Genomic DNA, 13,419 nt, shown 5'->3' on the forward strand with positions numbered 1-13,419 from the left:
CGGGGCGTCTGATCGACCCGCGACGCCCCTATTGCAAGATGCCTGCGCCTATTCCGCCGCCATTGACGCCGCGCCTGCGTCATCCAGCCGCGCGACCAGGGCCGTATGCTGGTCCCACAGGGCGGTCGGCAGACGGTCGCCGAACTGGCGATAGAAGTCCGGGATGAGCGCCGCCTCCTCGGCCCAGACGCCCGCATCGACATCCAGCAGGATCGACAGCTGCGCCGGCGTCAGATCCAGACCCGACAGGTCCAGGGCTGCCACGGACGGCACACGCCCCACCGCGGTCTCCACCGCCTCGGCCTCGCCGTCGATCCGCTCGCTGATCCACTTCAACACGCGCGCATTGTCGCCGAATCCGGGCCAGACAAACCGCCCGTCCTGATCCTTCCTGAACCAGTTGACGAAGAAGATGCGAGGCAGCTTCGACGCGTCGCGCCCCTGCCCCATCTTCAGCCAATGCGAGAAATAATCGCCCATGTTGTAGCCGCAGAAGGGCAGCATGGCGAAGGGATCACGGCGAAGCTCCCCCACCTTGTTCTCGGCCGCCGCCGTGCCTTCGGACGCCACGGTCGAGCCCATGAAGACGCCGTGCTCCCAATCGAACGCCTCGGTCACCAGAGGCACGGCGCTGGCCCGCCGGCCGCCGAACAGGATGGCGTCGATCGGCACGCCCCTGGGGTCTTCCCACTCCGGCGCGATGGCCGGGCACTGGCTGGCGGGCGCGGCGAAGCGGGCGTTTGGGTGCGCCGCCGGTTCGCCGGACGCGGGGTCGTGCGGCTGGCCCTTCCAGTTCGTCAGGCCTTCGGGCGCGGTCTTGGTCAGCCCCTCCCACCACACGTCGCCGTCCGCCGTCAGGGCGGTGTTGGTGAAGATGGTGTTGGTCGCCAGGGTCTCCAGCGCATTGTGGTTGGTGTTGCGGCTGGTGCCCGGCGCGACGCCGAAGAAGCCGGCCTCGGGGTTCACGGCATACAGCCGCCCGTCCTGGCCGAACCGCATCCAGGCGATGTCGTCGCCGATGGTCTCGGCCTTCCAGCCCGGCAGGCTGGGTTGCAGCATGGCCAGGTTCGTCTTGCCGCAGGCGCTCGGGAAGGCGGCGGCCACATATTTCGCGCGCCCCTTCGGATCGGTCAGCTTCAGGATCAGCATATGCTCGGCCAGCCACCCCTCGTCGCGGGCCATGATCGAGGCGATGCGGAGGGCGTAGCATTTCTTGCCCAGCAGGGCGTTGCCGCCATAGCCCGAGCCATAGGACCAGATTTCCCGCGTCTCGGGGAAATGCACGATCCATTTGTCGTCGTTGCAGGGCCAGGGCACGTCGGCCTGACCCACGGCCAGCGGCGCCCCCAGCGTGTGGACGGCGGGCACGAACACGCCGCTGTCGCCCAGCTGATCCAGCGCCAGATTGCCCATGCGGGTCATCACCCCCATCGACAGCGCGACATAGCCGCTGTCGGTGATCTCGACGCCCAGGGCGCTGATGGCCGATCCCAGCGGCCCCATGCAGAAGGGCACGACATACATCGTCCGCCCCGACATGCAGCCGTCGAACAGCCCGTCCAGACGCTCGCGCATTTCGATCGGATCGGCCCAGTTGTTTGTGGGACCGGCATCGGCCTCGTCGTCCGAGCAGATGAAGGTCCGGCTCTCGACCCGCGCCACGTCGCGGGGATCGGATGCGGCGTAATAGCAGCCCGGCCGTTTGGCCTGATCCAGCGCCTTCAACGTGCCCTTGGCCAGCAGGTCGGCGGTGATGGCCGCCTTCTCGTCCTGCGACCCATCGCACCAGTGAACCCGCGCGGGCTGGGTCAGGGCGGCGATCTGCTCGACCCAGGCGACGAGGCCAGGGTGGGCGGTCGGCGCCGGATGGAGTCCGGGCGTGGTGGAAATAGACAAGGGCGTCTCCTGAACGAACAGGCCCGACGATCTGACGCCGTCGTGACCTTCAGCACGCGACGATCACGCACTGTTACAGCCGAAATGCTCCGGTCTTTCCACCGCGTCAAACCGTGCAAGAAAGCGTCGCTGTCCACCGGTGTCTTGGGCAAAAGATCGCAGGTGTCAGGGGCGCGCGTGGACGCTAGAAGGGCGTGTGCAAACGCTGGACTCCATCTCCGCCCTGCCCGACGGCGCCCTCAGCTCGCCCGCGGCGCGTCGCAATACGGAGGCGATTCTGCAGGTCCTGCGCGCCCATCTGCCGGCGCGCGGATCGGTGCTGGAGATCGCCTCGGGATCGGGCGAACACGCCGCCGCCTTCGCCGCCGCGATGCCCAGCCTGAACTGGACGCCCAGCGACCCCAGCGAACAGGCGCGAGACAGCATCGCCGCCTGGACATGCCAACTCGCGCTGGCGAACCTGAACCCGCCGCTGGCGCTCGACGCCGCCGATCCGGCGACATGGCCAAAAGGACCGTTCGACGCCCTCTATTGTGCGAACATGACGCACATCAGCCCCTGGTCGGCGACCGAGGGGCTGATGGATTTGGCCGGTCGCGTCCTGCGACGCCCCGGCGGTCTTCTGGCGCTCTACGGCCCCTATCGCGAGGCCGGCGTTACGCTGGCGGCGTCGAACGCCGCCTTCGACGACAGTCTGAAGGCGCGAAACACGGAATGGGGTCTGCGCGACCGCGAGGCGGTCGAGGCCCTGGCCCGCTCGCATGGCCTTGCGGCCACGCTGCGGGTTCAGATGCCGGCGAACAACCTCATCCTGCTGTTCCGCGCCGTCTGATCAGGCGATCGCGCCGACGATCTTGGACAGTTCGTTCCGGTCGTTCAGCAGGGTCACGGCGCCGTCCTTGAACACCGCACCATCGGCCTCGGCCGACACGCCGAAGCTTTCCGCCGCCAGGGGCACGCCGTCGGCGAAGGCGAGGACCGTCAGGGCGTTCGCGCGCGCCAGGTCCAGAAGCGACTTGATCGCCGCCAGCGACGCCTCGTCCGTCGAACCGCCCGGCACGACCAGGCCCTTCAGCCGACCCTCGACGATGTCCTTGGCCGTGGCGGTGGCCAAAACGGTCACGCCGCCCGCCATAAGGCTGGCATCGCCCGTCGAGATCGGGGCCAGGCCCACGCCTTCGGCCCGCAACGCACCCTCCACGTCGCCCAGCTCGCCGAACACCATGTCACGCCGCATCACCAGCCCCATGCGCAGACGGGTGGGAACAGGACGGTTGTAGCCGGTGCGACGGGGGCCTGCGGAAGATTTGTTTTGAGCGAACAAGACGTCTCCTTGGTATGTTTCAATACTGATCCAGATCCGACAAGCGACGCTGTCGAACCGCCCACGCCAATGATCAGAAAAAAGAAAATCGACGGGTCCGACGCCTGTCGTCCCGCACTCTGGATCATTTGTGGAATGCCGTCGGATATAGTGGCGATCGCGTCAGGATCAACCTGCCAATTCCAACAGACTGGCCTTCCTGATCCTGGAAACCGCGTCCAGCTTGCTCGCGCCCTCGCCCGGCTCTAGACAGCGACATCGACTGGACGACGGAATCGCATGGCCTTCACCCGCACCTATGACGGCGACGAACCGGTTCGCGTGAACAAGTGGCTAGGCCAGACCGGCGTCTGTTCCCGGCGCGAGGCCGACACCCTGATCGCCAACGGCCTGGTCTCCATCGACGGCGAGACCATCAGCGATGCGGGCCGCAAGATTCAGCCGGGCGAGACCCTGACGCTGAACGACACCGCCCAGGCGGCCCTGGCGTCGGGCATGACCCTGGTGCTGCACAAACCGGTCGGTTACGTCTCGGGCCAGCCCGATCCCGGCAAGATCCCCGCCGTGCGCCTGCTGAACAAACCCAACCGCATCGGCGAGGGCGAGATTCCCGCCCGTGACGCCTCCCTGCCTCCCATCGGCCGACTGGACGAGGATTCACGCGGCCTCTTGCTGCTGTCGTCCGACGGTGTGGTCGCCAAGGCGGTGATCGGCCCGGCGTCAGAGCTGGACAAGGAATATCTGGTCGTCGTCGACGGCTTGATCACCGAGGGCAAGCTCAGCCGCCTTCGCCACGGCATGGAACTGAACGACAAGCCGCTCAAGCCCGCCCGCGTCACCCAGATCGGGCCGCAACGCCTGCGGTTCATCCTGGACGAGGGCAAATACCGCCAGATCCGCCGAATGTGCGACCTGGTCGGGCTGGAGGTCGTGGACCTGTATCGCATCCGCATCGGCCCGCTGGAGCTGGGCGATCTGCCCGAAGGCCGCTGGCGTCACCTGACGAACGAAGAGCGCGCGATGCTGATCGCCCACTCAGCATCCTGAGTTCAGCCCCTAATCCAAGGCTCTGAACCACTGATCCAGCAGCTGCGCCTCGGCGCGGCGCGCGTCGGTGCGTTCGGCGGCCTCGGCGTCCACGCCCCACTGTTCTTCCTGGAACAGCTCGTCGATCCGCGACAGATCGAACGCCGCGCCGCCGTCCAGCGCGCCCCGCTCCACCGCCAGCGCCAGCACCGCCGACCCCAGCAACGGCACGGCCGTCGCCAACCCCGTCAGGCGGAAGTCATCCAGCGACAGGGCGTGCGCCTTGACCCGCGCGATGGCGCCCGGCGACTGCGGCCGATGCACGATGCCGGCGACAGGCTCCAGCACCACGCCCATCTCGCGCGCGGCCCAGTCGCGCCACGGCCCCCATTCCCGTGCCTGGCGCTCGACCAGCGGCGTCGGATGTTCGGCCAGGTAGCAGACCACGTCCGACCCGGCGTAGGCGGCGATCTCGTCCGCCACAGGCTCGCGCGCCTGACCGATCCGGTCGATAGCGGTCGAGGCCAGGCGGGTCGCCGGCATGGTCGAGGGATCCAGAAACTTGCCCTGCGCCGCCCATTCGTCGGCGACCAGCTGGGCTGCGGCCTGCGTCGGCAGGACCAGCGCGGCCTTGTCCGGCGTCTTGGGCGTGCGCCCGTCCAGCAGCACAGCCCAGCCGCCATCAGCATGCGGCCCCACGACCGCCTCCTTCCAGAAGCGCGAAATCCGATCCGGCGACTGTTCGACGAAACGCGGACGATGCGGGGCGGGCTTGTCAGTCATCAGAGGTCCGTTGAGATCAGGCCGGCACGACGTCGAACGCCAGCGTCAGGCGCGACGCTTCGCCGCCGAACGGCTGGGTGCCGTGCCACATATAGGAAGGAAACAGCACCAGCGTGCCCGGATGGGGCTGCACATGGTGTTCGGCCGTCAGGCTGGGCAGGCTCGGCGGCGCGCCGAACCGCAACCAGCCCTCGCGCCCCTCGCCTGCAACCGCCGGCGGCAGTTCGATATGGCAGGCCGAAGACAGCCAGCCGTTCGAATGGATATGGTCGGCGTGAAACCCGTTCGGCCGCAATCGCACCGACCAGCTGCCCTGGATGCGATACTCGCCGGTATTACGCGCCCGCAAGGGATCATCGCCCTGGCCCACCGCCGCCATATAGTCGCGGATCGGCTTGTCGATGGCCTGGAAGAAGGCCCGGATTGCAGGATCGTCGCTTTGCGCCAGCGACGCCGCCGTCTGCGACCCCCCGCGCAACGACTGGCCCACCGGGTGGGTCTTCAGCGTGTGCAGATCGTGCAGGGCCTTCGCCAGGTCGACCAGATAGGCCTCCAGCGACGTCCACCCCTGCGGCGTCTCCAGCCGATAGGGGCGCACGAAGGCGTCGTAGTCGTAAAGCTGACGATACCGCGCATCGCCCAGCATCCGCCAAGCCGTCGCCTGAAACGCCAGCACATGCTGGTTCAGCGGCTCACGCACCCGCAGCGCCTTGATCGGAACCAGCGCCGCCTCGGCCTGACCCAGCGCCAGCAGACATTCGGCCTGCGTCACCATGATCGCCGCAACCTCGCCGCCCGCCAGCGCCGCCGCCCGGTTCGCATGATCCAGCGCCCGGCGCGGATCCAGCGGCAGACACGCCTGCGCCGCCGCCAGCTCTCCCGGCCCGTCCAGCGGCCCGGCGACCAGCGTGCGATAGGCCCGCTCCACCTCCCCGGCGTATTCCAGCAGCCGCGCCTTGATCTGACGCGGCGTAGGCACGTCGGGCGAAGCCGCGATAGCAACGTCCAGCGGCGCGCAGGCGGCCTCCAGATCGGCGTCGCGCATCCAGATCAGCTGGCTCAAATCCCTCAGCGCATCGCCATAGCCGGGCCGTCGCGCCAGCGCCTGACGATAGGCGTTCTCGGCCTCATCGAACCGGCTCTGGGCCTGCATCGCGCGCGCCAGCACCAGCCAGGTCTCCGGCGCATCCCCCCCGATGGCGATCGCCCCGCGACAGGCGGCCTCCGCCTCGGCCGCCCGGCCCAGATCGCCCAGGGTGGAGGCCAGATTATGCCGCGCAGGCACGCTGTGCGGCCGAACCGCGACCAGTCGCTGGGACATCGCCGCGCTGTCCGCCAGACGCCCCGCCCGCTTCAGCAGGTCGGCCTGAACCGACAACGCCTGCCACGGCGCATCGGCCTTCGCGACCACCCCGGCCAGAACCTGCAAGGCCTCGTCCAGCCGCCCGGCGGCGGCCATGGCCTTGGCCTGCTCGACCTGTGCCTGCCCGATAGCCGTCACCGGATTCGTTTCACGCCCAGGAAGGGATCGTCTTCCGCCTCGTCCTCCGAGAAGCCGAAGTGGGCGAAGCCGGCCTTCATCTCTGGGCTCAGCGGCGCCGTGACCTTCAGCACGCCGCCGCGCGGGTGGTCCAGTTCGATGCTGCGCGCGTGCAGTTGCAGCTTCAAAGGTCCGGACAGCTCCCTGGATTTCTCGTCGCCGTATTTCGGATCGCCCAGGATCGGGTGGCCGATCCCCGCCATATGGGCGCGCAGCTGGTGCGTCCGTCCGGTGAAGGGCCGCAGCGCCATCCACGACGCCCGGTGCGAGGCGCGACTGACGGTGCTGAACGCCGTCTCGGCCGGTTCGGCCTTGGGGTCCTTGCGCTCCGCCGGGCGCATCATCTCGAAGTCGTTGATTCCGGTCTTCTTCAACGGCATGTCGATCTGGCCCGAATAGGGTTTCGGATTGCCGATCACGATGGCCCAATAGGTCTTCTTGGCCTGACGCCGCGCGAATGCGCCCGCCAGCCGCTTGGCCGCCTCAGGCCCCTTGCCCAGCAGCAGAACGCCCGAGGTGTCGCGGTCCAGACGGTGAACCAGGCGCGGCCGGTTGATCCCCTCGCCCCAGGCCGACAGCAGACGGTCGACGTGGCGGCTGGTCTTGGTCCCGCCCTGCACCGCCAGACCGTGCGGCTTGTTGATCGCGATGACCATGTCGTCCTCATAGAGGACCAGCGACTTGACGAACCGAATGTCCTGTTCGGACAGGGTGTGCATGTCCCCGGCCTGGCGCGAGGTATCGTCGGGGATCGGCGGCACGCGCACGGCGGCCCCGGCCGTCAGGCGGCCTTCAGGCTTGATGCGGGCGCCGTCCACGCGGATCTGGCCGCTGCGCGCCATCTTCTGCACCTGAATGTTCGACAGGTGCGGCCAGCGTCGGCGGAACCAGCGGTCCAGGCGGATGCCGTCCTCGTCCTCGGCGACATAGATCGTCAGGACTTCGCGTTTCGGGGCGTCCCTGGCGGCGTCTTTCTCAGCGTCATGCGGCTCGTCGGCGGGAGAATAGTCGGTCAAAGCGGAGCTCCAAGGGCGCGGCGGGCGATCATCAGGCCGACGAAAAGGGCCAGGATAGCCAGGACGACCGAGCCGACCACATAGGCGCAGGCCAAACCGGTCTGGCGGCGCTCGATCATCTGCACCGCCTCCAGCGAATAGGACGAAAAGGTCGTGAACCCGCCCAGCACGCCGACGGCGGCGAACAGCCTCAGCGCCTCCTGCTGCGTCCCGCCCCGGAACGCCAGCCAACCGACCAGCAGGCCCATCAGCAGGCCGCCCAGAACGTTGGCCGCGAACGTGCCCAGCGGCCAGCCGGCGTTGGGCGCCAACCGCCCGGCGGCCAGCCCCAGGCCATAGCGTGCGACGGAGCCGATGGCCCCGCCCGCCGCGACGAGAAGAAAACGTGTCATCGTGCGGCCTTCTATACGCCGCACGCGCCGAAAGCGATGGTCAGCGCGGGATGGAACCCTGGACCGAGCGCGCATCATAGGCGTTGGGCCGATCCGGCTTCTGACCCCGGCCCAGGACGACTTCCAAGGTGGTCGATGTCGGTTGCGGACCGCTGAAGTTCAGACCCACGCCCACCCCGACACCGGACGCGGAATAGCCGCCATACCGGCTGCTGCCGCCGCCGATGGACACGCTGGGGCGAACCCCGCCCGCCCCGCCCGGCCGACCGTCGGTCCAGCTCTGGGTCACCTCGAACCAGTCATAGCCCTGTTCAGTCGTCAGGTCGGCGGCGCGCACCAGCGCCCAGTCGGCGACACGTCCGGCCGCACCGACGCCGTTGTAGCTGACGCGATAGCGGTTAGATTCGATCCGCTGCTCGGAATACCCCTGCCCGCTCGGTCCCTGCTGGGCGCCATAGGGGGCCAGGCTGGCGCAGGCGCTCAGCGCGAGGGCGGAAAGGCCGGTCAAGGCGATGGCGAGACGCTTCATCAGAGATATCCTTTCAACAACATAGCGCTAAAATCGGCACGGCGTTCCCTCAAAGGCCCAACAGCAACGCCCCGAGCGCCAAGGCCGCAGGCACAGCCTGGATCAGCAATATCTTTCGGCTGACCGTCGCCGCCCCATACAGGCCCGCCACGACGACGCAGCCCAGAAGGAAGACCTTGATCTGAAATCCAGGCGCGCCCAGCCACAGCCCCCAGGCCAGACCGGCGACCAGAAACCCGTTATAAAGGCCCTGATTGGCGGCCATGACCTTGGTCAGTTCGGCCTTCTCGACGCTCATGCCGAACGCCTTGCGACCGCGCGGCGTGGTCCACAGCACCATTTCCAGCACGACGATATAGGCGTGAATCAGGGCCACGAGGGCGATCAGGACGTTGGCGACCATAGGGCATCTCCAGGTTCGAAGATCACTCGACCACGACCCGATCAGGCCCGCAACCTCAGAGGCCCAGCGCGGCGCGCAGCTTGGCGAAATCCTCAGGCGGCGGCGCCTCGACCGTGGTCGTGCCGCCCTCGGGATGAGGGAAGCTCAGCTTGGCGGCGTGCAGCATCAGGCGCGGCGCCGGCCCGACCGGCGTGGTCAGGGCGCCGCCATACCGCACGTCCCCGATCAACGGCCGACCGATATGGGCCATATGCACCCGCAGCTGGTGCATCCGCCCGGTCAGCGGCTCCAGCTCGACCACCGCCCCCTCCGGTCCCGAAGCGAGAGTGCGGTATTTGCTCTGCGAGCCCTGCGCGCCCGGCGTATCGAAGGCGACGACCCGCATATAGCTCTCACGCCCGATTTCCTCGCGCCGCAGCGGCGCGTCGATGGTCGCAGACACCGGTTCGGGCGCGGCCGACAGCAGGGCCAGATACTGTTTTCGAAACCGCCGCATCTGCAGCGCCTTGCCCAGGAAACTCGCCGCCGGCTTGGTCTTGGCCGCCAGGATCACGCCCGAGGTATCGCGGTCCAGCCGATGCACCAGCTCCGGCCGCTTGCCGTTCGACCGCGCGAACGCCCAAAGCAGATCGTCCAGCGTATGCGCCTTGATCCGCCCGCCCTGGCTGGACAGGCCCGACGGCTTGGAAAAGGCGATGACATGCGCATCCTCGTGAATCACCCACGAACGGACGGCGGCGATCTCATCCTCGGACAGGACGACGGGTTGGCGGGTTGTCATCGGGTGCTTCTAGAGGTCAGTCGCCCGCCGCGTCCACAGCGCCGTCCACCGCCATCCGCGCCCGCATCTCGGCCCAGCGGTCCAGCCGCGCCTTGACCTTCTCCTCATGCCCCTCGCCCTTGGGCTTGTAGAAGGTGCGGCGCTCCATCTCGTCGGGGAAGAAGTTCGCGCCCGAGAAGCCCTCGGGCGTATCCGGGTCGTATTGATAGCCCTTGCCGTAGCCGAGCGACTTCATCAGCTTGGTTGGGGCGTTGCGGATATGGGCCGGCGGCATCAGCGAGCCGGTCTCATAGGCCGCCTTCTTGGCCGCCTTGAAGGCCTCGTAGACGCCCACCGACTTGGGCGCGGTCGCCAGGTGGACCACGGCCTGCGCCAGGGCCAGTTCGCCCTCGGGGCTGCCCAAAAAGTCGTAGGTGTCCTTTGCCGCATTGGCGACCAGGATCGACAGCGGGTCCGCCTCGCCGATATCCTCGACCGCCATCCGCACGATCCGCCGCGCCAGATACAGCGGATCCTCGCCCCCGTTCAGCATCCGCGCCAACCAATACAGCGCCGCGTCCGGGTCCGACCCCCTCACCGATTTATGCAGGGCGGATATAAGGTTATAGTGTTCTTCTCTCGACTTGTCGTAGGCCGGCGCCCGCCTTTGCAGCACCCCGGCCAGCCCCTGCACATCCAGCAGCTCGCCTTCAGGCAAGTCGAACAGCACCTCGGACATGGTCAGCAGATACCGCCCGTCGCCATCGGTCAAGGCCAGCATCGCGTGGCGGGCCTCGGGCGACAGCGGCAGGGCCTTGTCCATATGCGCCTCGGCCCGCGCCAGCAGCTGATCCAAAGCCGCATCGTCCAGCCGCTTCAGCACATAGACCTGGCTGCGCGACAGCAGCGCCCCGTTCAGCTCGAAACTGGGGTTCTCCGTCGTGGCCCCGACCAGGGTGACCACCCCCGCCTCGACGAAGGGCAGAAAGCCGTCCTGCTGGGCGCGATTGAAGCGGTGGATTTCGTCCACGAACAGCAAGGTGCTCTGCCCCGCCGCCCGCCGCATCCGCGCCGCCTCGAACGCCTTTTTCAGGTCCGCGACGCCGGAAAACACCGCGCTGATCGCCTGATATTCATAGCCCGCCGCTTGGGCCAGCAGCCGCGCGATGGTGGTCTTGCCCGTACCCGGCGGTCCCCACAGGATCATCGAGCCCAGCCGCCCGGCCTCGATCATGCGGCGGATCGGCCCGCCGGGACCCAGCAGATGGTCCTGCCCCACCACCTCGTCCAGCGTGCGTGGGCGCAGGCGGTCGGCCAGGGGGGCGTCGGGGGGCAGAATGCCGGAGGCTTCGAACAGGTCGCTCATGTGTGCGACCTATGTAGTCGTTCGCCAAAGGCTTTTCACGCGTTAGTATGCCGACCTGCCACGGAGACCGCCTTCATGACCGACGCCAATCCGCATCAAGGCCCGACCTCGGGCCTGACGCCCCACCTGACGATCCCGTCGCGCGGCGCCTCGGCGGCGGTGGATTTCTACATCATCGCCTTCGGGGCCGAGGTGCTGGCCCGCAATGTCGCCGACGACGGCGAGCGACTGATCCACGCCCATCTGAAGATCAACGGCGCCAGCATCATGCTGAACGACGAGTTCCCGGAATACAGCGGCGTCCAGGACGTGCGCCCCGCCGGCGTCACCCTTCACCTCCAGGTCGCCGACCCCGACGCCTGGTGGACCCGCGCCATGACCGTCGGCGGCGCAGAACCCGTCATGGACATGGCCGACCAGTTCTGGGGCGACCGCTACGGCCAACTCCGCGACCCCTTCGGCCACACCTGGTCCATCGGCGGACCGACGAAGGGCTGAGGCCTCAGGAGGCTTTCACTCGGGTCATGGCCCACGTAATCGGCAGGCCGATGATGACCATGATCGCCAGCAGGCCAATCGGCCCGCCCCATTCCGGCGGAAAACGATCCTTGGTCAGCAGGAAGATCATAACCATCCCGAAGCCCAGCGAGAACGCCTGAGACCGGGGAACGACAAGTTCCTTACCGCAGCCGGCGCACGAGAACGGCTTGCCCAACCCAAACTGTGTCTTGAGGAAGGGCACGCGAGCGCCGCACTCAGGACAGGCGGGGCCAAAAGCCATCAACTGCATACTTATATCTCCGCATGGCTCACTTCTTTGCAACGTCAGAACAACCTAAACGAAGTCCCCGATCAATCGGAAGCCATTGCCGCAAAAAATGGCAAGACCCCGCCATTACCTCAGCACGCCGCGGATCTGACGACCGCCACGGTTGACGACGACCTCCCACGGGCCGCGACCGGAACTGGCGGCCTCGACATCGCGGGCCGAACCGATGGCGCGGCCGTTGATGCTGACGATCAGGTCGTTCTGGCGGAAGCCCGCGCGGGCCGCATAGCCGCGCCCCGACACGCCGGTGACGATGACGCCCGTCGCGAACGGATCGCCGCCCAGACGGTCGGCCAGGGCCGGGTTCAGCGCCACGACCTCGGCGCCGGCGAAGGGACCGGCGGCGATGGTGACGCCCTGTTTCGGATCGGCGTCGCCTGGCAGGGGCTGAACGCGCGCCGTCAGGGTCTGCGCCCGCCCGTCGCGCAGGATGGCGACCTGGACCTGGTCGTTCGGATTGCGTGAGCCGACGCGGTAGTTCAGCCCGCCCTGGTCATTGATCTCCTGGCCATCGACAGCGGTGATCACATCGCCCTGGCGCACGCCCGCCCGTGCGGCCGGGCCGTTGGCGTAGACGTCGGTGACGACCAGGCCCTGCGGCCGGGTCAGGCCCAGGCTGCCGGCGATGTCGCCGGTGACCGTGTCGCCCTTGACCCCCAGCCAGGGCCGAACGACCGTCGTCGCCCCGCCCAGCGCCGAATCCACCACCCGTTTGACCATGGCGGCCGGCACGGCGAACCCGACCCCGGCCGAGGAGCCCGAGCGCGAGAAGATGGCGGTGTTGATGCCGATCAGGTCGCCGTCCATGTCCACCAGCGCCCCGCCCGAGTTGCCGGGATTGATGGCCGCGTCGGTCTGGATGAAGGAGCCGCTGTCGGAGATGCCCGTCTCGGTCCGGTTCAGGGCCGAGATGATGCCGTTGGTCACCGTCTGGCCCACGCCGAACGGATTGCCGATGGCCAGGACCAGATCGCCGACCTGCTGTTCTTCCTGATCGTCGATGGCCAGCACCGGCAGGCGGTCGCTGACATTCTCCAGCCTCAGCACCGCGATGTCGCTGCGCTCGTCGGCCAGGATGACGGTGGCGGGAAACTCGCGCCGGTCGTTCAGCACGACCTTGATCTGCTGGGCGCCGTCGATGACGTGGTTGTTGGTCACCACGATCCCGTCCGAGCGGACGATGACGCCAGACCCGACCGATTCCGCCACCCGCGCCTGGGGTATGCCGCCGCCGAAGAACTGGAAGAAGGGATCAGCCTGGACCCGCTGCACGCTGCGCGCCGAGATATTGACCACGGCGGGCGCCGCCGACCGCACGACCGGCGCAAAACTGGATTTCATCCCCGCCGCATCGGACGGCGCCGTGCGCGTCGGCTGGGCGAACTCGCCCTCCTGTGCCTTGGAGCTATTGGGATTGCCGCAAGCCGACAGGGCGAATGCGGCGGCGAGCACGATCGATCGGGTCTTCATGGGCATCCGAGACAAGACAGGCTTCAAGCGACGCCATACCGCACCCGGTTTCGGGCCGGATCAAGGCGTTTGAGCCTCATCAACG

General features: G+C 67.9%; 15 protein-coding genes. 3 read left to right on the forward strand and 12 right to left on the reverse strand.

Features of this window, described 5'->3' with window-relative positions; genetic code table 11:
- Positions 1-48 precede the first annotated feature (48 nt).
- Positions 49-1,896 carry a phosphoenolpyruvate carboxykinase (GTP) gene (locus AC3ISA_RS16625; RefSeq protein ID WP_489178745.1) on the reverse strand — a complete coding sequence of 616 codons (1,848 nt, stop codon included), beginning with the start codon at positions 1,894-1,896 and terminating at the stop codon, positions 49-51.
- 196 nt (positions 1,897-2,092) lie between these two features.
- On the opposite strand from AC3ISA_RS16625, the gene AC3ISA_RS16630 reads away from it, so the two are divergent.
- Positions 2,093-2,728 carry a DUF938 domain-containing protein gene (locus tag AC3ISA_RS16630; protein WP_489178746.1) on the forward strand — a complete coding sequence of 212 codons (636 nt, stop codon included), beginning with the start codon at positions 2,093-2,095 and terminating at the stop codon, positions 2,726-2,728.
- On the opposite strand, the gene AC3ISA_RS16635 is transcribed toward AC3ISA_RS16630, so the two are convergent.
- Complete coding sequence (locus AC3ISA_RS16635; protein ID WP_489178747.1) at positions 2,729-3,220, reverse strand: hypothetical protein; 492 nt, start codon at positions 3,218-3,220, stop codon at positions 2,729-2,731.
- A 279-nt stretch (positions 3,221-3,499) separates the two neighbouring features.
- On the opposite strand from AC3ISA_RS16635, the gene AC3ISA_RS16640 reads away from it, so the two are divergent.
- A complete protein-coding gene (locus AC3ISA_RS16640; protein WP_489178748.1) occupies positions 3,500-4,267 on the forward strand; it encodes a pseudouridine synthase in 768 nt (255 codons plus the stop codon).
- Between the two features lie 9 nt (positions 4,268-4,276).
- On the opposite strand, the gene AC3ISA_RS16645 is transcribed toward AC3ISA_RS16640, so the two are convergent.
- The 8 genes from AC3ISA_RS16645 to AC3ISA_RS16680 all read right to left on the reverse strand — a co-directional run bounded on the left by AC3ISA_RS16645 (position 4,277) and on the right by AC3ISA_RS16680 (position 11,035).
- The gene (locus AC3ISA_RS16645; protein ID WP_489178749.1) at positions 4,277-5,029 is read right to left on the reverse strand and encodes an ATP12 family chaperone protein; all 753 of its coding nucleotides are present in this window, start codon (positions 5,027-5,029) and stop codon (positions 4,277-4,279) included.
- A gap of 16 nt (positions 5,030-5,045) precedes the next feature.
- Positions 5,046-6,530 carry a putative 2OG-Fe(II) oxygenase gene (locus AC3ISA_RS16650; protein ID WP_489178750.1) on the reverse strand — a complete coding sequence of 495 codons (1,485 nt, stop codon included), beginning with the start codon at positions 6,528-6,530 and terminating at the stop codon, positions 5,046-5,048.
- Positions 6,527-7,507, reverse strand: a complete 981-nt coding sequence (locus AC3ISA_RS16655) for an RluA family pseudouridine synthase (protein ID WP_463436054.1) — start codon at positions 7,505-7,507, stop codon at positions 6,527-6,529. The genes AC3ISA_RS16650 and AC3ISA_RS16655 overlap by 4 nt, the downstream gene beginning before the upstream one ends.
- A 74-nt stretch (positions 7,508-7,581) precedes the next feature.
- Positions 7,582-7,977 (reverse strand): fluoride efflux transporter CrcB, encoded by a 396-nt coding sequence (gene crcB, locus AC3ISA_RS16660; RefSeq protein WP_489178751.1) that lies wholly within the window; start codon positions 7,975-7,977, stop codon positions 7,582-7,584.
- 40 nt (positions 7,978-8,017) lie between these two features.
- Positions 8,018-8,506 (reverse strand): CC0125/CC1285 family lipoprotein, encoded by a 489-nt coding sequence (locus AC3ISA_RS16665; protein WP_489178752.1) that lies wholly within the window; start codon positions 8,504-8,506, stop codon positions 8,018-8,020.
- Positions 8,507-8,555: 49 nt separating this feature from the next.
- The gene (locus AC3ISA_RS16670; RefSeq protein ID WP_489178753.1) at positions 8,556-8,909 is read right to left on the reverse strand and encodes a DUF1304 domain-containing protein; all 354 of its coding nucleotides are present in this window, start codon (positions 8,907-8,909) and stop codon (positions 8,556-8,558) included.
- Positions 8,910-8,964: 55 nt separating this feature from the next.
- Positions 8,965-9,690 (reverse strand): RluA family pseudouridine synthase, encoded by a 726-nt coding sequence (locus AC3ISA_RS16675; RefSeq protein ID WP_489178754.1) that lies wholly within the window; start codon positions 9,688-9,690, stop codon positions 8,965-8,967.
- A 16-nt stretch (positions 9,691-9,706) separates the two neighbouring features.
- Entirely contained in the window at positions 9,707-11,035 is a 1,329-nt protein-coding gene (locus tag AC3ISA_RS16680) for a replication-associated recombination protein A (protein WP_489178755.1), read from the reverse strand.
- 75 nt (positions 11,036-11,110) lie between these two features.
- Between AC3ISA_RS16680 and AC3ISA_RS16685 the strand changes: the two genes are divergently transcribed.
- The gene (locus tag AC3ISA_RS16685) at positions 11,111-11,533 is read left to right on the forward strand and encodes a VOC family protein (RefSeq protein WP_489178756.1); all 423 of its coding nucleotides are present in this window, start codon (positions 11,111-11,113) and stop codon (positions 11,531-11,533) included.
- 4 nt (positions 11,534-11,537) lie between these two features.
- On the opposite strand, the gene AC3ISA_RS16690 is transcribed toward AC3ISA_RS16685, so the two are convergent.
- Together AC3ISA_RS16690 and AC3ISA_RS16695 are read right to left on the reverse strand one after the other, a co-directional pair.
- Positions 11,538-11,825 carry a hypothetical protein gene (locus tag AC3ISA_RS16690; protein ID WP_489178757.1) on the reverse strand — a complete coding sequence of 96 codons (288 nt, stop codon included), beginning with the start codon at positions 11,823-11,825 and terminating at the stop codon, positions 11,538-11,540.
- Between the two features lie 105 nt (positions 11,826-11,930).
- Complete coding sequence (locus tag AC3ISA_RS16695) at positions 11,931-13,334, reverse strand: Do family serine endopeptidase (protein ID WP_489178758.1); 1,404 nt, start codon at positions 13,332-13,334, stop codon at positions 11,931-11,933.
- Positions 13,335-13,419: the final 85 nt, after the last annotated feature.

It is taken from the genome of Brevundimonas sp. KH_058 (assembly GCF_057838505.1).